The following is a 17,747-nucleotide window of genomic DNA, read 5'->3' as shown; positions in this document are numbered from 1 at the left end:
TTTAAAACGATTAAATGGATAGTTCATCTGAATAATCATCCAGTTTGTTAATCGTGGATATCATACTTGAACGTTTTTTTAACGTTGAAACGGACAATGAGCTAAAATACACATGATCTTCCGTTAGCATAATCGATTTAGCATTTTTTCTTGGGCCAGAGACTTTTTTAATTTTTTCCCAAGCCTCAATCATTTCATCAACAATGGAAGATGACGAAAGTAGATTGCAATCAATAATGGCTACGATCTCCTTTGTTCGAATGACATTTCCGTTTCCAATATGGATAAACATAAATCGTCACTTCCTTTTAATTTATTTCTGCTAATTTAATTAACTACACCATTGGTAACTCGAAATAGCTCTGCTTGTTGTAATGTCTCATGATGAATACCTTCCACACTTGTCGTTGATACAAATGTTTGTACTTTACCTTGAATGGTATTAAGTAAATGCGATTGGCGATAATCATCTAATTCACTTAGAACATCATCTAATAGCAAGATAGGATATTCCCCAACCTCTTGATAAATCAGCTCTATTTCCGCCAATTTAATCGATAAAGCAGTTGTGCGCTGCTGACCTTGTGAACCGTAAGTTTGAACATCTTTTCCATTCACATAAAAAATCAAATCATCTCGATGTGGGCCAACTAAAGTGGTTCCACGCTCTATCTCCTTTTGCTTTACATCAGAAAACTTCATTTGATATATATTACCTATTTTTTCCTTATTTGCCTCTTCTGATACTTCAATTGTTGGACTATATTGAATTTCGAGTTGCTCTAATTCTCGACTTATTCCTCTATGAATCGGTTCTGCCCATTTTCTTAACAATTCTAAGTAAATAAAACGTCGTTCCAATAAAATAGAAGCATGTTCAATCAATTGATCGGTTAATACTTCTAACATGGTCGTATCGGAATTTGGTTTTCGTTGTAATTGTTTTAATAAATGGTTTCGTTGTTTCAATACTTTTTGATACTGGGCTAAATGATAAATATAGGTTGGCTGTATTTGACCAAGTTCCATGTCCATAAAGCGTCGTCGAATTTGGGGAGCACCTTTGACAATTGTCAGATCTTCTGGAGCAAACATCACGACATTGACCGATCCAATATAGTCGCTTAAACGATGTTGCTCAAGGTGATTGACCTTTGCTTTTTTTCCTTTGGAAGTTATGGAGATTTGCAACGGTACAGATTGATTTCTTTTTGTAATTCTACCTTCTATTTTAGCATAATCTTTATCCCATTGAATTAATTCTTTTTCTCTAGGAGTACGGTGACTGCGTGCAAATGATAGAACATAAATAGCTTCCATTAAATTGGTTTTACCTTGAGCATTCTCACCGATAATCACATTAATTTGATCATCAAATGCTATCTCCAGTTGGTCATAATTCCGATAATTCGTTAGTTCTAATTTTTCAATATGCATGCTTAGTCCTCTTTAATCACGATATATGAACCAATGCCCTGAATTTCTACGACATCCTTTGGATATAGCTTTCTTCCTCGTCTTTGTTCGAGATGTCCATTTACTAAGGCACCTTCTTCTTGAAGGAAAGTCTTAACCATCCCTCCAGATTCCAAGAAATTTAAAAGCTTAATTAATTGTCCTAAAGTAATATACTCCGTGTCTATTTGTATTTGTTCGTGCATGTTTATCACCAAATTCTTTTTGTATTTTAAAACCGTATATACTTTAAAAGTCTTATATATCTATTCTACTAAAGATTTGCTCGAAAAGGAAGTTTACCTCTCAAAATATACAAAAACGCCTTAAAATGGCTTAATTTTGCTTTTTTAATTCTACTCCCATCATAATTTAGTAAACTGAACAGAAGAAATTACTTCTTTAATCTACTTTTTATTAAGCTTTTCCAGTACCTCTACCTAAAATGAAAAGAAGCCCTTATGTTGAAAGAGCTTCTTCCCATATTATTAGATTGATTAATAAGTTCTTACAGGTAAGATGAGTTGTAAGATAGAGTCATCTCCTACTGGTCGTATGATAAATGGACGCATTGCGCCAGTAAACTCAATTTGGACTTCATCATATTCGATTGCTTTTAATGCATCAATCATATATTTAGAGCTAAATGAAATTTTAACCTCTTCACCTTCCATTTGATCAGCTGTAATCTCTTCAACAACGTTTCCAACTTCTGGTGAATTACTGGAGATCTCGATCATTGAATTACCTGGTGCGTTAAATTTTACCACATTATTTCTTTCTTCTTTTGCCAATAATGAAGCACGATCAATTGTACCTAACAATTCTTTAGTTTTTACTTGAATTTTTGTCTTACTCTGTTCAGGAATCAGTCTAGAAGTCTCAGGATAATTTCCATCAAGCAGTCTTGAAAGGAAGTTTAAGTGCTTGGTTCGGAATAAAATTTGATTATTTGTCACACTAATTTCTACGGTCTCTTCCGAATCAGCGAGAATTTTATTTAGTTCATTTAGACTTTTTCCAGGTACAACAATTTGTGATACTTCCATAGGTGCATTGGAAACTGGAATTTCTCTTCTAGCTAAACGATGACTATCTGTTGCCGTGAACGAAAGTAAATTATCCACAAGTTTCATATTTACACCCGTTAAAATGGGACGAGTTTCCATTGTGGATACCGCAAATACGGTTTGTTTAATCATGCTTTTTAAAAGATCAATTGGTAATTCAAAGCTATTTTCTGTTTGAACTTTTGGTAACTGTGGATATTCTTCTGCGCTTTGTCCATTTAGATTAAATTCTGCTTTTCCAGAAGTAATTCGTACATTTAATTGGTCATCTACTACAATATCAACGGTACTTTCTGGTAGTTTTCTAACAATATCAGGAAAGTATTTTGCTTGGAGTATAACTGTTCCTTCTTCGATATTCTCAACATGAATAATACCTTCTTCTTCGGTTGGAATATAATATTCAATTGAAATATCAGAATCACTTCCAGTTAAAGTAACTCCATGATTTTTTACTTCAATTTTCATACCTGTCAAAATTGGAATTACCGTTCTTGCAGAAATGGCCTTCATTACATTTGATACACCATTAATTAACTTATCTCGTTGAATTGTAAATCTCATTTCATTTCCCTCCTAATTTGGAAGTTATATTTATTATTTTTATTTATAAAATACAGTAATAATAATAATAGGGCTTGTGATTATGTGGATAACTACTATTTTTGTATTTTACAAAAGGTTTTCCACATGTGGATAAACTGTGCATGAGTGTGACGCATTTTACACAGTATACACATGGGGATATCTCTATAATGATTTAAGCTTTTCTTTTAATTCTTCTATATCTCTATCTAATTCTGTATCTTGTTCTAGCATTTTCGATATTTTTTCATGAGCATGAATGACAGTAGTATGATCACGACCGCCAAATTCTTCTCCGATTTTAGGCAAGGAAGCATCGGTTAATTCTCTCGATAAATACATAGCTATCTGCCTAGGAAATGCGATAGACTTTGTCCGTTTTTTCGCTGCGAAATCTTCCAAACGAATGTGATAGCGTTCTGCAACTATTTCTTGAATAGCTGGTATGGTAATTTCTTTTGGTTTACTACTAGGAATAATATCTTTTAAAGCATCCGCTGCTAACGAAGCATCGATATCTTGATTAACCAATGATGAATAAGCTACCACTCTAATTAATGCACCTTCTAGTTCGCGAATATTTGTATTAATTTGATTTGCAATGTAGAGCATCACTTCATTTGGTATATCGAGCCCTTCTGCTTTTGCTTTCTTATTGAGAATTGCGATCCGTGTCTCTAAGTCTGGAGGAGTAATATCGGTAATTAATCCCCACTCAAAACGTGAACGCAATCGATCTTCTAAAGTTGGAATTTCTTTTGGTGGTCGATCACTAGAGATAATAATTTGTTTACTTTCACCGTGCAATGCATTAAATGTATGGAAAAATTCTTCTTGTGTAGATTCTTTCCCAGCAATAAATTGAATATCATCAATTAATAAAACATCAATATTTCTATATTTATTACGAAAATGATTGGATTTATTATCCATAATTGCGTTAATAAACTCATTTGTAAATTTTTCTGATGTTAAGTAAACGACCTTAGCATTTGGATTATGATCTCGAACATAATGACCAATAGCGTGCATTAAATGTGTTTTACCTAAGCCAACTCCTCCATAAATAAATAAAGGATTATATGCTTTTGCAGGAGCTTCAGCTACAGCTAACGAAGCAGCGTGAGCGAAACGATTACCAGCGCCAATAACAAATGTATCAAATGTATATTTAGAATTAAGCATCGATTTTGGTGAATCACCTGCATCTGCAGACTGTTTTGGTTTTGGCATGGGTTTTTGTTCTTCAATTTCCTCTAATGAATCTGGAATGATAAATTTTGTATTTAATTCAGACCCAGTTACTTCAAGCAACATTTGCGAAATTAGGTTCGTATATTGGTTTTCTAGCCAATCTCTTGCAAATTCATTAGGTGCAGAAATAATAAGGGTATCTTTTTCTAATGCTTCTGCTTTGGTATTTTTAAGCCACGTATCAAAACTAGGTTTACTCAATTTTTCTTCAATTTTTTTTAATGTAGCGCTCCATAATTCTTCAATATTTTCCAAAGTAATGCTCACTCCTTTCCTAATTTAATCATGACAGAAAAAGCCTCTCTCAATCTAAAAAGATGGAAAGGCATTAATATCTTTTATCTATGTATCAAAACATAGATGACCAACTTAATTTGTAAAATAAATTACTGTGGATAACAATATAAGAGCATAATAAGCTTTAAAAGAATTATAAACGTTATCCACACCTCTGTTGAAAACATTATTAACGAGGGTTGGATAAATATCCACAAATTATCCACATTGTGTGTATAAGTCAAAAGGTTGATTTCTGTTTCCACAGGTTAAAACATAAATATAATACCAAATAAAGAGCAGAAAATCAATGGGTTTTACATGGTTATCCACATATTCAATCGCTTGTGGTCAAAAGTTATAAACAGCACTATATTTTGTGATTAACTTGTAAATTTCTTGTGTGGATAATTAATTCTAAGAAAAAAATAGCAAACAAGAGCTGTGGATAAAAGAGGATTTAAATAGTGGTTGACAAGTAGTTTGTTTTTTTCGTATAATGTCAAGGACTGTCTAAATTGATTAGTTATAAGATGAAAGAGTTTAAATATGAATTGAATTCTCCTAGGAGGTGCATAGACATGAAAAGAACATTTCAACCAAATAATCGTAAACGCAAAAAAGTTCACGGCTTTCGCGCACGTATGAGCACTAAAAATGGACGTAATGTACTAGCTCGTCGTCGTCGCAAAGGACGTAAAGTATTATCTGCATAAGCCACTGAAAAATCAGTGGTTTTTTTTCTGTTATAGATAGATTTTAGGGGTTACAAAGCATATAAATGGATACATACTAATAAATAAGTACAAGCTTAGGCGGTTTAATGTGGGTAAAAGGTGATGACGTTGAAAAAACAATATCGTATAAAACAAAATGAAGAATTTCAATATACATTTAAAAAAGGTCATTCTTTCGCGAATCGGCAATTGGTAATATATTATCGGAAAATAGATGATCAAAGCCATTTTCGAGTAGGTCTTTCTGTAGGAAAAAAAATTGGCAATGCCGTAGTGAGAAATAGAATAAAACGTTGTTTACGTCAATCATTTCATGAACTAGAACCGGATATCAAACCAGCCTTTGACATAGTTATAATTGCTAGAAATCCAACTAAAAACATGAATTGTGGAGAAATCAAAAAAAGCTTATCTCATCTTTTATATAAAGAAGGATTACTTAAAAATACAAGAAGTAAAACAAGTTTAAGATAGAATAATGTATACAATTAAGCTAGAATAACAAGTAAGCAAGGAAAGCGTTAAGGAGGAAAAACGTTGCGTAAAAAATTTGGAATTATAGTTGCTTTAATAGCACTAACGATGTTACTTTCAGGTTGTACGGAAATTAATGAACCGATAACACCTGATAGTGATGGTATTTGGAATACAATTTTTGTATATCCAGTTTCTTGGTTAATTACGGCAGTAGCAGGGATATTTAATGAAGGTTATGGACTTGCTATTATTATCGTTACTATATTTGTTCGTTTATTACTTATGCCATTAAATGTAAAACAAATTAAGAGTTCTAAGGCGATGCAAGAAATTCAACCAAAACTTCAAGAAATTCAAAAGAAGTATACTTCTAAAGATGCAAATACGCAGCAGAAGTTACAACAAGAAACAATGGAATTATTCCAAAAAAATGGAGTTAATCCATTAGCAGGGTGTTTACCAATCTTGGTACAGATGCCTATATTTGTTGCCATGTACCATGCGATTATGCGTACACCGGAAATTAGTACACATAGTTTCTTATGGTTCCAATTAGGATCACCAGATTATATTTTACCTATATTAACTGCATTATTTACGTTCTTACAACAGAAAATGATGATGTCAACAAATTCATCGATGAATAGTAATCCGCAAATGAAATTACAAATGCAGATTATGCTATACGTAATGCCGATTATGATTGGTGTAATGGCATTCTTCTTCCCAGCAGCGTTGGCATTATACTGGGTTACAGGTAACGTATTTATGGTATTCCAAACGCTTCTTATTAATAAGCCAATGATGGCTAAAAAATAATGGAGGGGAAAGATAGTGAGAGAAGTAACTGCTAGCGGTCAATCAGTTGAAGAAGCAATTCAATCTGCATTAGCTCAATTGAATGCAACTAGAGATCAAGTAGAAATTGATGTCATTGATGAAGGAAAAAAAGGTGTACTAGGCATCTTTGGATCTAAACGCGCAGTTGTTAAGGTTTGTATAGCGAAAGATCCCGTGCAAGAGACGGAAAAATTTATAAAAGAAGTAACTAGCAACATGAATCTCTCTATCGATTTAGATACCACTGTTGATGGAAATCACGTCACTTATACTATGAATGGTGATCAAATCGCAGTATTAATCGGTAAACGAGGACAGACATTGAACTCCCTTCAATATTTAGTCCATTTGGCGATTAACAGACAAAGTGATACTTACTATACGGTAACGCTTGATGCGGAAGGCTATCGAGGTAGACGAAAAGAAACATTGGAAACATTAGCTTCTCGTATGGCGGATAAAGCTTTAAGAACTAAAAAAACGGTTGTTTTAGAGCCAATGCCAGCATTTGAACGTAAAATCATTCATAGTATTTTACAAGACCAAAAAGATATTTCGACGTATTCAGATGGTGTGGAACCCCATCGACATATTGTAATTAAACCATCATGATAGCATAAAAAATTTGTTATAAAAACCGGCCAGTAATCTAGATATTATATTTGGATTAATTGACCGGTTTTTTGAATGAAAAAATATAGTGTAATACCTACGCTTTTCACACATATTAAACCTATCTCGTATAAAGAGAGGGTGAATAAATGGTGTCAGATAAAAAAACGGAACGATCTAAAAGCGTCGCTGATAAAACGTATCAGTATTCCGATTATTATAAAGATGATCAACTATCTCAAGGAATGGCAACATCGCATGAACAAGTATCGGATACGTATATGGAAGGTACAATTGACGATCAACAACAGAAACATGAAAAATTACCGAGAAAGAAATAGAAACTTTAAAAACATCCTTTATAATAAAGGGTGTTTTTAATTGGTAAAAAAAAGTTAATCCCGGTTATTTATCCACATGTGTATAACTTTGGCACGAAAAGGTAACAAATTATTGATGTGGATAAGTTTATTTTTTTATGTAATTGTGTTATTCTAGTTTGTTAGTGACAACAAATATAATGATGTGATTTTAATAGATATAGTAAGACTATTATCAATGGGAATGTTTATCTCTTATTGATGGTTTAGCGAGACTTATTATGGTGTGTACGTGCCGTTTGCTCCCAAGGATTGAAGAGAGTTTATACGGAGATTATTCATCGTAGTAAGGTAGTCGACAATGTGTGGAGGTGACAAAAATGTTGGATACAGATACAATAACGGCGATATCGACTCCTGTTGGGGAGGGCGCTATTGCAATCGTTCGTTTAAGTGGGCCAGAAGCAATTGCAATTACTTCACAAATATTTGAAGGTAAGAATCTACAAGAGGCTCCTTCACATACGATCCAATATGGAAAAATAATTGACCCTAGTACGAACGAGGTTGCAGAAGAAGTCATGGTTTCTGTTATGCGTGCACCAAAGACATTTACACGTGAAGATGTGGTAGAAATCAATTGTCACGGTGGTATGGTTGCTGTTAATCGTGTGTTGGAAATTATTTTAGCAAAAGGTGTGCGTTTAGCGGAACCAGGTGAATTTACGAAACGTGCGTTTTTACACGGAAGAATTGATTTATCTCAAGCAGAAGCAGTGATGGATTTAATTCGTGCAAAAACAGATAAAGCAATGTCTGTTGCATTAAAACAGATGGATGGACGTTTATCAAAATTAATTCAGAAGTTGCGCCAAGAATTGTTAGAAACGGTTGCTCATGTAGAAGTAAATATTGATTATCCTGAATATGACGATGTAGAAGAAATGTCGCATGCAATGATGAAGGAAAAATCAAAGGAAGTTCGGGATGAATTAGATAAACTTTTACAAATAGCACAACAAGGGAAAATCTTACGCGAAGGTTTGTCTACTGCAATTATTGGTCGTCCAAACGTAGGGAAATCATCTTTAATGAATACGCTTGTGCAAGAAAATAAAGCAATCGTAACAGAAATACCAGGAACGACACGTGATATAATTGAAGAATATGTCAATGTGCGCGGAGTTCCATTACGTTTAGTGGATACTGCAGGAATAAGAGAGACTGAGGATATCGTAGAGAGAATTGGTGTCGATCGTTCGAGACAAGTGTTGAAAGAATCGGATTTAATTTTATTTGTGCTTAATTATAATGAACCATTATCTGAGGACGATATGAAATTATTTGAAGCGGTAGATGGATTAGAATATATTGTGATTATCAATAAAACAGATTTACAGCAACAATTGGATTTAGATAAAGTGCGTGAATTTGCAAAAGAAAGACCAGTTGTTACTACTGCTTTACTAGAAGAACAAGGAGTAGATGAGCTTGAAAAAGCCATTGCAGATACGTTCTTTACCGGGGATATAGATAATGGTGATATGACGTATGTGTCCAATGTCCGTCATATACAGCTACTAAAACAAGCGAAACAAGCTTTGGAAGATGCGATGGAAGGTATTGAATTAGGAATGCCGATGGATATCGTTCAAATTGATGTGACAAGATCATGGGAGTTCATGGGAGAAATCATCGGTGATACTGCTAGTGATAGCCTAATTGATCAGTTATTCTCGCAATTTTGTTTAGGAAAATAAATTTTATGGAAAGGAAGAGAAAACATGACCTATAATGCAGGTAATTATGATGTCATCGTTGTTGGTGCTGGCCATGCAGGAGTAGAATCAGCATATGCTGCTGCTCGTATGGGAGCAAAGACGTTAATGTTGACACTTAATTTAGATATGATTGCTTTTATGCCATGTAATCCATCTATTGGTGGTCCTGCCAAAGGGATCGTTGTTCGTGAAATTGATGCGCTTGGTGGAATTATGGGTAAAGTAATTGATAAAAGTTATATTCAAATGCGTATGTTGAATACAGGTAAAGGTCCAGCAGTGCAAGCATTGCGTGCACAAGCGGATAAGCCGATTTATATGAAAGAAATGAAGCATTTAATGGAAAATGAGGAAAATCTTACTATACGCCAAGGTATGGTAAATGAATTAATCGTCGAGGATGGGATCTGTAAAGGTGTTATTACAGAAACACATGCAGCTTACTATGCAGATTCTGTTATTGTTACGACTGGTACATTTATGCGAGGAAAAGTATTAATGGGGGATCTCGAATATGAAAGTGGTCCAAATAACCAACGCGTTTCGATTAAATTATCCGAGGATCTCGAAAAACATGGATTTGAGTTAACTCGTTTTAAAACTGGTACGCCACCAAGAGTTAATAGTCATACCATCGATTATTCAAAAACAGAGATACAGCCAGGAGACGACAATCCGAAATCATTTTCTTATGAGACTACGGAGCAAATAACGGATCAAATCCCTTGTTGGTTAACGTATACGAATGAATTTACCCACCAAGTGATTAATGATAATTTAGGGTTATCTTCGATGTATTCTGGGATGAAACGTGGAACGGGTCCTCGTTATTGTCCTTCTATTGAAGATAAGATCGTGCGTTTTAATGATAAACCACGTCACCAAATTTTCTTAGAACCAGAAGGAAGAGATACCGAGGAAGTGTACGTTCAAGGACTATCTACTTCATTACCAGAAAGTATCCAGCATAAAATGATTAAATCCATTCCTGGATTGGAAAAAGCAGAAATTATGCGTGCCGGTTATGCCATTGAATATGATGCAGTAGTACCAACTCAACTATGGCCGACTTTAGAAACGAAACGTTTGCCAGGATTGTTTACAGCTGGTCAAATTAATGGTACTTCTGGATATGAAGAAGCCGCTGGACAAGGATTAATGGCAGGAATGAACGCTGCAGCGAAGTCATTAAATAAAGAACCTATTATTTTGGATCGTTCACAAGCTTATATCGGTGTTATGATCGATGATTTAGTTACGAAAGGGACTAATGAGCCTTATCGCCTGCTAACTTCTCGAGCGGAATATCGTTTATTATTACGACATGATAATGCTGACTTGCGCCTCACAGAAATCGGGTATGATTATGGTCTGATTACCGAGGAACGTTATCAACGATTTACCAATAAAAAACAGCAAATTGAAGAAGAAAAGAAACGATTAAACAAAATTATCATTAAACCAACGGAAGATATTCAACAAATCATGGAAAATGCTGGAGCATCCCGCTTAAAGGAAGCAATAAAAGCGTATGATTTAATGAAGCGTCCAGAACTCTCTTATGATATCGTTGATCAAATGATAGAAAGTAATTTGGAACTCTCAGAAGAAGTGAAAGAACAGGTCGCTATTCAAATCAAATATGAAGGATATATTAAAAAAGCAAAAGAACAAGTAGAGCGAATGCTTAAAATGGAAGATAAGAAGATACCTGAGCATATTGATTATGATGTAATTAATGGAATAGCTACAGAAGCAGTGGAAAAACTGAAAAAAGTACGTCCACTCTCTGTTGGACAAGCATCACGTATATCTGGAGTAAATCCTGCTGATATATCAATATTACTTGTGTATATTGAACAAGGAAGTATTGCGAAAGTAGCAAATGATTGATTATATAGCGGCGCGTCACAAGTATGCGTCGCTTTTTCCTTATAAAAGTAATTAAGGGAGGATCTCATGAAACCAGAACAATTTGTACAAGCATTAAAAGAAAAGGGAATAAATTTATCTGAAAAACAAATAGAACAATTTTCCATTTATTTCCAAGAACTAGTAGAATGGAATCAAAAAGTAAATTTGACTGCAATTACTGATCAAGAAGAAGTGTATGTTAAGCATTTTTATGATTGCGTTACAGCTGCATTTTATCATGATTTTAATCAAGAAATTTCTATTTGTGATATTGGGGCAGGAGCGGGATTTCCAAGTATTCCTTTAAAAATTGTCTTTCCTCAATTAAAAGTTACCATCGTGGATTCCTTGAAAAAAAGAATTACATTTCTAAACCATTTAGCAACAAAATTAGAATTATCAAATGTTGCATTTTATCATGACAGAGCTGAAAATTTCGGAAAAAATAAAACGTTTCGTGAAAGTTTTGATATAGTAACAGCTCGTGCGGTAGCGCGCATGTCTGTATTAAGTGAGCTTTGTTTACCACTTGTTAAAAAGAATGGTGTATTCATTGCGATGAAGGGTGCGCAAGCAAAAGATGAATTAGAAGTTGGAAAACCTGCTATTGAATTATTAGGTGGGGAAGTAGAAGAAATCCATACGTTCTCTTTACCAATAGAAGAAAGTGAAAGATCGATTATAATAATTTCAAAAAAACGTCAAACACCGAAAAAATATCCACGAAAAGCAGGCTTACCAAACAAAGAGCCAATAGAATAAGACAAATAACTAATATTTAATTATCATTTGTTGTATTCTATTATATACTTTTTCATCGATAGATATGGTAAAATAGGTTTAGCTAAGATAAGTGAAAAACGTACTGTAATCTAAAAATTCATAAAATGTTTCACGTGAAACATTTTTACATAGATATTATATTGAAGATTTATAGTTTGTTAAATTTTGAAGGTGGTGTCAAGAATTGGTGCATCCTTTTAATCGTATATTTGGAAAGAGTGAAAAGGAGAATATCGATACGGATGAAGTAGAAAATCAGGTAGAATATTCTGCTGATGAGGTCATTCAAATAAATGTAGATAACATTCATCCAAATCGTTATCAACCACGTACAATCTTTCAGGAAGAAAAAATTAAAGAACTTGCACAAACCATCCATACACACGGGATGATTCAACCTATTGTTGTTCGAAAGTTAGAGGAAGAAGATTCATATGAATTAATTGCAGGAGAGAGAAGATGGCGTGCAGTTCAACATTTAGGTTGGGAGCACGTATCTGCGATTATTCGAGATATGACAGATACGGAAACTGCTTCTGTAGCACTCATAGAGAATCTACAACGAGAAGAACTAACTGTAATTGAAGAGGCAGTTGCTTATGCTAAATTATTAGAATTACATTCATTAACACAAGAAGCACTTGCACAAAGACTAGGGAAGAATCAATCGACGGTTGCCAATAAACTAAGGTTATTAAAACTTCCTGAAGAAGTACAAACAGCCTTATTAGATAAAGCAATATCAGAAAGACATGCCCGAGCACTAATTAAGCTAAAACAAGAAGATCAACAAATAGCTGTTTTACATGAAATATTAGAAAAAGGTTTAAATGTAAAACAAACAGAAGATCGAATCGTACAAATGAACGAACCAAATGACAAGAAAAAACCAAAACCGAAGTTTAAAGGTGTAAACAAAGACATACGAATCGCGATGAATACGATTCGTCAATCACTTAATATGGTTTCTGATACAGGTGTAGAAGTAGAATCAGATGAAAAAGAGTTAGATGATTACTATCAAATAACGATAAAAATACCGAAAAAAAATCAATAGAATTTATTATTTTTATAGCAGCACTATGCAACCCATCTACGTTAATAAGATGGGTATTTCTTTGCTATTGATATTACAATTTCGCTAAATTCGTAGATTTAATAGTCGCAGTTCTTTAATTAGTGGTAATATAGTTTATATAGTTAGGTAGGTGTCAACATGGGTAAAATAATTTCCATCGCAAATCAAAAAGGTGGCGTAGGGAAAACAACTTCATCTGTGAATTTAAGTGCTTGTCTGGCATCTTTAGGAAATAAAGTATTACTAGTTGATACAGACCCACAAGGGAATGCGACAAGTGGTGTCGGTGTAAACAAAGCAGATGTTAGTCAATGTATTTATAATATTCTCGTAGAAGATGCTACAGCGGAAGAAGTAATTGTTCATTCAGAGATGGAGCAATTAGATATTATTCCTGCGACAATTCAGCTTGCAGGGGCTGAAATAGAGTTAGTACCAATAATCTCTAGGGAGATTCGCTTGAAAACAGCTTTAGAAGCAGTGAAGGATCAATATGATTTTGTTATTATTGATTGCCCTCCTTCTTTAGGACTGTTAACGATTAATGCGTTAACTGCTTCGGATACAGTGATAATTCCTGTACAGTGTGAGTATTATGCATTAGAAGGTCTAAGCCAGTTATTAAATACAATAAGACTTGTACAAAAGCATCTTAATCAACAATTAATGATCGAGGGTGTCTTATTAACGATGCTTGATGCACGTACAAACCTTGGTATTCAAGTAATTGAAGAAGTGAAAAAATACTTTCAGGATAAAGTCTATCAAACAATTATTCCTAGAAATGTCCGTTTAGGAGAAGCACCGAGTCATGGATTACCAATAATCTCTTATGATCCTAAATCTAGAGGAGCAGAGGTTTATCTTGATCTAGCGAAGGAAGTGATGGCTAATGGCGAGAGGGTTAGGTAAAGGATTAGACGCATTAATACAGCATAGCGGCGATGAAGTACAAGATATTGATATTCAGTCCTGTCGACCAAATCCATATCAACCAAGAAAAACATTTCATACGGATTCAATCGAGGAATTAAAAAATTCTATAAAAGAATATGGAATTATACAACCAATTACAGTACGAAAAAGTATAAAAGGTTATGAAATTGTTGTTGGCGAAAGACGCTTCCGTGCTGCAAAAGAAGCTGGGTTAAAAACAATACCAGCGGTCGTGAAACAGTTAGATGATGATAAAATGATGGAAATTGCGTTGTTAGAGAATTTACAGCGTGAAGACCTTACTCCAATCGAAGAAGCACAAGCATATGCTAATCTTATTGAAGAATTAAAGTTAACCCAGGATGAATTATCCAAACGATTAGGCAAAAGTCGCTCTCATATAGCAAACATGGTGCGCTTATTATCTCTACCAGACCAAGTAGTTGCCTATATTAATAATGGAGAACTATCGATGGGTCATGGACGAGCTTTATTAGGATTAAAAAAGAAGGAATATTTACTTCCACTAGTACAACGAATTCGTAAAGAAAAATGGAATGTACGACAAGTTGAAAAAGCAATCGTAGAGATGAATGAAAAACCAGCAAAACCAAAAGAAAAGCCAAAAAGAGATATATTCATTCAAGAGCGTGAATCTGCATTAAGAGATGTATTAGGAACTGCTGTACATATCCATAAAGGGAAACGAAAAGGGAAAATAGAAATAGAATTCTACAATGACGATGATTTAAATCGTATTATTGAGTACCTTGATAAATAAAAGTAATTGTAATATCGTAATTTGATATAATAGGCGCTTTCCGCGGGGACTTCCTCAGCTAACTTGGAAAAGAAAGTACACTTATCCAAGTTTACTTTTTAGAAGGAGCTGTCCCTACTGGAATCGTCTATTTTTCTACATGCATTACAAATACTTATAAGCTATCAAAAATTGTTACATAATTAGACAAAATGTTTCACGTGAAACAATGTTATAAACATCAATGATAAATAGGAGAAGAATATATGGTCTTACTTGGTACAGTAGTAAATGGAATATTAATTGTAATTGGAAGTATTCTTGGCTTATTTTTTACGAAAATCCCCGAAAAGTATAAAGAAACTGTGATGAATGGAATAGGCTTAGTAGTTTTCCTTATAGGTTTACAGATGGCATTTGAAACAGATCAGATTATAATCGTATTACTAAGCTTGCTAACTGGAGCTTTAATAGGTGAAGCTATAGGGTTAGAAGAGCGCTTGAATCAACTAGGTGAATGGGTTGGCAATAGAGTATCAACAAAGAGTGAAGAAACGAGTATAGCTCAAGGTTTTGTTACGGCTTCTTTAATATTCTGTATTGGAGCAATGGCGATTATCGGTGCATTAGATAGTGGAATTCGTGGTGATCATGAAGTATTGATGACGAAGGGTGTCATTGATGGATTCACATCGCTTGTGTTAACGACTACTTTAGGTTTTGGAGTCATTTTATCGGTTATCCCAGTTGTCGTATACCAAGGTTTAATCGCTTTATTTGCAACACAAATTGAAAATTGGGTATCACCTGTGTTCCTAGATGGATTAATTATTGAACTGACAGCAGTAGGGGGATTATTAATCGTAGCAATTGGATTAAATCTATTAAATATAACAAAGATTAGAATTGGAAACCTCCTCCCTTCAATTGGGACAGTTATTATTATTTATAGTATCGTGCAATTTCTTTAGATAGAAAGAGCTCGAGAGAATTGTATTTATTTTTAATAGCGTATTAAGTAAATTTATGCTGCTGAAAGCTCTTTTTTATCCTACTCATAAAAATTCGATTCTGTTGCACTGGCATGCAGTGGGGATGAACGAGCCCTCCATTGCATGCTAGTTTTACTTTCTATATTATTTCTGGGTTTGATTTTTCTTTACGTGCTTGAATGACAGTAGGAATCCGAACGTAAGTTAATTGATCATCAATATCTTCTAAGATGCCAGATACTTGTTTTGCCATGTCCATCACCACAGATAATCTTGTGTTTTGTAAAATAGAATGTTCCATAAATCCACTGACATTTACTACTCCCGTAATACTTATATCCCCTACAGCTGGTAATGTTTTATTTAAGGCTGTTCCTGGCTGTAAGGACTTCTTTTCAGTGATAATGTGTCCAATTGATGTACTACGGCCGAGACAAGCATCTATAGCGATAATAAACGGGTTATTGTGTAGCTTATAAATTCGTTCCAACGACTCTTCTAAATTTACTGCGTGTACAGGCTCATGAATTGTACCATAAACTCGTATATGCCTTGGTTTATATGTTTGAAAATACATACCAGTTAATGGACCTAATGCATCTCCGGTAGAACGATCTGTTCCGATACAAACAGCTACATACTCACGAGGCTGATATGGAAACCAATTCATAATATGTTGGCACATCAATGAAGGTAAATTATTTTCTTTATAATGTAACCTTAATAATGAAGATTCTTGGCCAAATCGTTGTTTTAGATTCATAGCTTATCCTCCAAAATCATATTGGTATAGTATACGGCTTTTTTGTTCGAACTATACGTGTAAATTATGAATTGGAGGAAACTATATGTGGAGATCATGCCTAAAGTGGATAACACTCATTTTAGGAACAACGATAGGAGCAGGTTATGCTTCAGGGAGAGAGCTTTGGCAATTTTTTGGCCATGAAAGTGGACTAGCTATTGTACTGTTTGCTATATTTTTTTCGATTTGTTGTATTGTTATTATGCAAATTAGTTATCGTTTGCAATCAACAAACTATTTACCGGTTTTAAAAGAGATAGTAGGAGAGAAATTAACAAAAGCATTCGATTTATTAATCATGCTGTACTTATTTACAACTACGATGATTATGATCGCTGGGAGCGGTGCTACAGGTCAAGCGTTTAATCTACATTATAGTTGGGGTATAGTGTTAATTGTAGTCATTCTTGTTTTGTTATTTAGAAAAGGAATTAATGGATTATTAACGATCAATCAATTTATTTTACCGATATTAATAGGAGGGTTGCTTTTAGTATTATTGAAATTTACAGTTGACCAAGATCTCCACTTACTTTCCCATTGGGAGGAACAGAGGAACTGGATGGCTGCCTTTCCATTTACAGCTTTGAATATCTTACCGCTCATTGCTGTATTGGGAGCTATTGGTAATAAAGTAACGAGTCAAAAAGAAATCATAATATCTTGCATTGGAAGTGGACTGGCTTTAGGGGCGGTATCTTATATCTATAACAATAGCTTAATTCAAATAGCAGATGAAATTATATTATATGAAATCCCTTTGTTTGCCATTCTAAAACATTATCCATTAAGTATGGTAATCATTATGTCCATTCTGTTATGGTTTGCTATATTTACAACAGCTGCATCGGGTGTTTTAGGAATTGCTACAAGGGTACAGTACTATATCCAAAAGCCAATGTACTTGATTGTTTTGGTAACATTAATTATTATGATACCACTTACTACTTTTGGATTTTCAAACCTTATTAGTGTTTTATATCCTATTTATGCCATATTAAATCTCTATGTATTGGCAAGACTATTACTTTATCCTGTGTGGGGAATAGTAAATAGACATAAAAGAACATAG

The 17,747-nt window shown here is 34.1% G+C and carries 19 protein-coding genes; 13 read left to right on the top strand and 6 right to left on the bottom strand.

Going from position 1 to position 17,747, the window contains the following annotated elements:
* Positions 1-10: 10 nt before the first annotated feature.
* The 5 genes from remB to dnaA form a co-directional block, all read right to left on the bottom strand.
* A complete protein-coding gene (gene remB / locus AQ616_RS03185) occupies positions 11-292 on the bottom strand; it encodes an extracellular matrix regulator RemB (protein WP_017798767.1) in 282 nt (93 codons plus the stop codon).
* Between the two features lie 35 nt (positions 293-327).
* Positions 328-1,437 carry a DNA replication/repair protein RecF gene (recF, locus tag AQ616_RS03180; RefSeq protein WP_017798766.1) on the bottom strand — a complete coding sequence of 370 codons (1,110 nt, stop codon included), beginning with the start codon at positions 1,435-1,437 and terminating at the stop codon, positions 328-330.
* Between the two features lie 2 nt (positions 1,438-1,439).
* The gene (gene yaaA, locus AQ616_RS03175) at positions 1,440-1,661 is read right to left on the bottom strand and encodes a S4 domain-containing protein YaaA (protein ID WP_011064405.1); all 222 of its coding nucleotides are present in this window, start codon (positions 1,659-1,661) and stop codon (positions 1,440-1,442) included.
* 291 nt (positions 1,662-1,952) lie between these two features.
* Entirely contained in the window at positions 1,953-3,089 is a 1,137-nt protein-coding gene (gene dnaN, locus AQ616_RS03170; RefSeq protein ID WP_069685049.1) for a DNA polymerase III subunit beta, read from the bottom strand.
* Positions 3,090-3,275: 186 nt separating this feature from the next.
* The gene (gene dnaA / locus AQ616_RS03165; protein ID WP_017798764.1) at positions 3,276-4,619 is read right to left on the bottom strand and encodes a chromosomal replication initiator protein DnaA; all 1,344 of its coding nucleotides are present in this window, start codon (positions 4,617-4,619) and stop codon (positions 3,276-3,278) included.
* A gap of 602 nt (positions 4,620-5,221) precedes the next feature.
* On the opposite strand from dnaA, the gene rpmH reads away from it, so the two are divergent.
* The 12 genes from rpmH to AQ616_RS03105 all read left to right on the top strand — a co-directional run bounded on the left by rpmH (position 5,222) and on the right by AQ616_RS03105 (position 15,849).
* On the top strand, positions 5,222-5,356 hold the full coding sequence (rpmH, locus tag AQ616_RS03160) for a 50S ribosomal protein L34 (RefSeq protein ID WP_011067894.1): 135 nt from the start codon (positions 5,222-5,224) through the stop codon (positions 5,354-5,356).
* Positions 5,357-5,485: 129 nt separating this feature from the next.
* On the top strand, positions 5,486-5,851 hold the full coding sequence (gene rnpA, locus AQ616_RS03155; protein WP_026133863.1) for a ribonuclease P protein component: 366 nt from the start codon (positions 5,486-5,488) through the stop codon (positions 5,849-5,851).
* Positions 5,852-5,914: 63 nt separating this feature from the next.
* Positions 5,915-6,673, top strand: coding sequence for a membrane protein insertase YidC (gene yidC, locus AQ616_RS03150; RefSeq protein ID WP_017798762.1), 759 nt, complete (start codon positions 5,915-5,917; stop codon positions 6,671-6,673).
* Positions 6,674-6,688: 15 nt separating this feature from the next.
* Complete coding sequence (gene jag / locus AQ616_RS03145; RefSeq protein ID WP_069685048.1) at positions 6,689-7,306, top strand: RNA-binding cell elongation regulator Jag/EloR; 618 nt, start codon at positions 6,689-6,691, stop codon at positions 7,304-7,306.
* Positions 7,307-7,455: 149 nt separating this feature from the next.
* Positions 7,456-7,647: a YozQ family protein gene (locus AQ616_RS03140; RefSeq protein ID WP_017798760.1), complete on the top strand. Its 192-nt coding sequence runs from the start codon at positions 7,456-7,458 to the stop codon at positions 7,645-7,647.
* Between the two features lie 362 nt (positions 7,648-8,009).
* On the top strand, positions 8,010-9,386 hold the full coding sequence (gene mnmE / locus AQ616_RS03135) for a tRNA uridine-5-carboxymethylaminomethyl(34) synthesis GTPase MnmE (protein WP_069685091.1): 1,377 nt from the start codon (positions 8,010-8,012) through the stop codon (positions 9,384-9,386).
* A gap of 24 nt (positions 9,387-9,410) precedes the next feature.
* Positions 9,411-11,300, top strand: a complete 1,890-nt coding sequence (gene mnmG / locus AQ616_RS03130; protein WP_069685047.1) for a tRNA uridine-5-carboxymethylaminomethyl(34) synthesis enzyme MnmG — start codon at positions 9,411-9,413, stop codon at positions 11,298-11,300.
* A 66-nt stretch (positions 11,301-11,366) separates the two neighbouring features.
* On the top strand, positions 11,367-12,083 hold the full coding sequence (rsmG, locus tag AQ616_RS03125) for a 16S rRNA (guanine(527)-N(7))-methyltransferase RsmG (RefSeq protein ID WP_017798757.1): 717 nt from the start codon (positions 11,367-11,369) through the stop codon (positions 12,081-12,083).
* 205 nt (positions 12,084-12,288) lie between these two features.
* A complete protein-coding gene (noc, locus tag AQ616_RS03120) occupies positions 12,289-13,161 on the top strand; it encodes a nucleoid occlusion protein (RefSeq protein WP_017798756.1) in 873 nt (290 codons plus the stop codon).
* A 159-nt stretch (positions 13,162-13,320) separates the two neighbouring features.
* Positions 13,321-14,094, top strand: a complete 774-nt coding sequence (locus tag AQ616_RS03115; RefSeq protein WP_017798755.1) for a ParA family protein — start codon at positions 13,321-13,323, stop codon at positions 14,092-14,094.
* Positions 14,075-14,899, top strand: a complete 825-nt coding sequence (locus AQ616_RS03110; RefSeq protein ID WP_017798754.1) for a ParB/RepB/Spo0J family partition protein — start codon at positions 14,075-14,077, stop codon at positions 14,897-14,899. The genes AQ616_RS03115 and AQ616_RS03110 overlap by 20 nt, the downstream gene beginning before the upstream one ends.
* A 245-nt stretch (positions 14,900-15,144) precedes the next feature.
* A complete protein-coding gene (locus AQ616_RS03105) occupies positions 15,145-15,849 on the top strand; it encodes a DUF554 domain-containing protein (RefSeq protein ID WP_017798753.1) in 705 nt (234 codons plus the stop codon).
* A gap of 160 nt (positions 15,850-16,009) precedes the next feature.
* Here the strand turns inward: AQ616_RS03105 and yyaC are convergent, their stop codons facing one another.
* Positions 16,010-16,633 carry a spore protease YyaC gene (gene yyaC, locus AQ616_RS03100; RefSeq protein ID WP_069685046.1) on the bottom strand — a complete coding sequence of 208 codons (624 nt, stop codon included), beginning with the start codon at positions 16,631-16,633 and terminating at the stop codon, positions 16,010-16,012.
* An 85-nt stretch (positions 16,634-16,718) separates the two neighbouring features.
* Here yyaC and AQ616_RS03095 point away from each other — a divergent pair, with 85 nt between their 5' ends.
* Positions 16,719-17,747 (top strand): YkvI family membrane protein, encoded by a 1,029-nt coding sequence (locus tag AQ616_RS03095; RefSeq protein WP_017798751.1) that lies wholly within the window; start codon positions 16,719-16,721, stop codon positions 17,745-17,747.

This window comes from Oceanobacillus sp. E9 (assembly GCF_001741975.1).
GTDB lineage: Bacteria > Bacillota > Bacilli > Bacillales > Amphibacillaceae > Oceanobacillus > Oceanobacillus kimchii.
Note: the sequence above shows the minus strand (reverse complement) of the source record. Positions and strands in the feature narration are given on the sequence as shown.

Bases quoted from the DNA above. Each gene is read 5' to 3' on its own strand.
- remB (WP_017798767.1), bottom strand. From the start codon at position 292: ATGTTTATCCATATTGGAAACGGAAATGTCATTCGAACAAAGGAGATC.
- recF (WP_017798766.1), bottom strand. From the start codon at position 1,437: ATGCATATTGAAAAATTAGAACTAACGAATTATCGGAATTATGACCAA.
- yaaA (WP_011064405.1), bottom strand. From the start codon at position 1,661: ATGCACGAACAAATACAAATAGACACGGAGTATATTACTTTAGGACAA.
- dnaN (WP_069685049.1), bottom strand. From the start codon at position 3,089: ATGAGATTTACAATTCAACGAGATAAGTTAATTAATGGTGTATCAAAT.
- rpmH (WP_011067894.1), top strand. From the start codon at position 5,222: ATGAAAAGAACATTTCAACCAAATAATCGTAAACGCAAAAAAGTTCAC.
- AQ616_RS03140 (WP_017798760.1), top strand. From the start codon at position 7,456: ATGGTGTCAGATAAAAAAACGGAACGATCTAAAAGCGTCGCTGATAAA.
- mnmG (WP_069685047.1), top strand. From the start codon at position 9,411: ATGACCTATAATGCAGGTAATTATGATGTCATCGTTGTTGGTGCTGGC.
- rsmG (WP_017798757.1), top strand. From the start codon at position 11,367: ATGAAACCAGAACAATTTGTACAAGCATTAAAAGAAAAGGGAATAAAT.
- AQ616_RS03115 (WP_017798755.1), top strand. From the start codon at position 13,321: ATGGGTAAAATAATTTCCATCGCAAATCAAAAAGGTGGCGTAGGGAAA.
- AQ616_RS03110 (WP_017798754.1), top strand. From the start codon at position 14,075: ATGGCGAGAGGGTTAGGTAAAGGATTAGACGCATTAATACAGCATAGC.
- AQ616_RS03105 (WP_017798753.1), top strand. From the start codon at position 15,145: ATGGTCTTACTTGGTACAGTAGTAAATGGAATATTAATTGTAATTGGA.
- yyaC (WP_069685046.1), bottom strand. From the start codon at position 16,633: ATGAATCTAAAACAACGATTTGGCCAAGAATCTTCATTATTAAGGTTA.
- AQ616_RS03095 (WP_017798751.1), top strand. From the start codon at position 16,719: ATGTGGAGATCATGCCTAAAGTGGATAACACTCATTTTAGGAACAACG.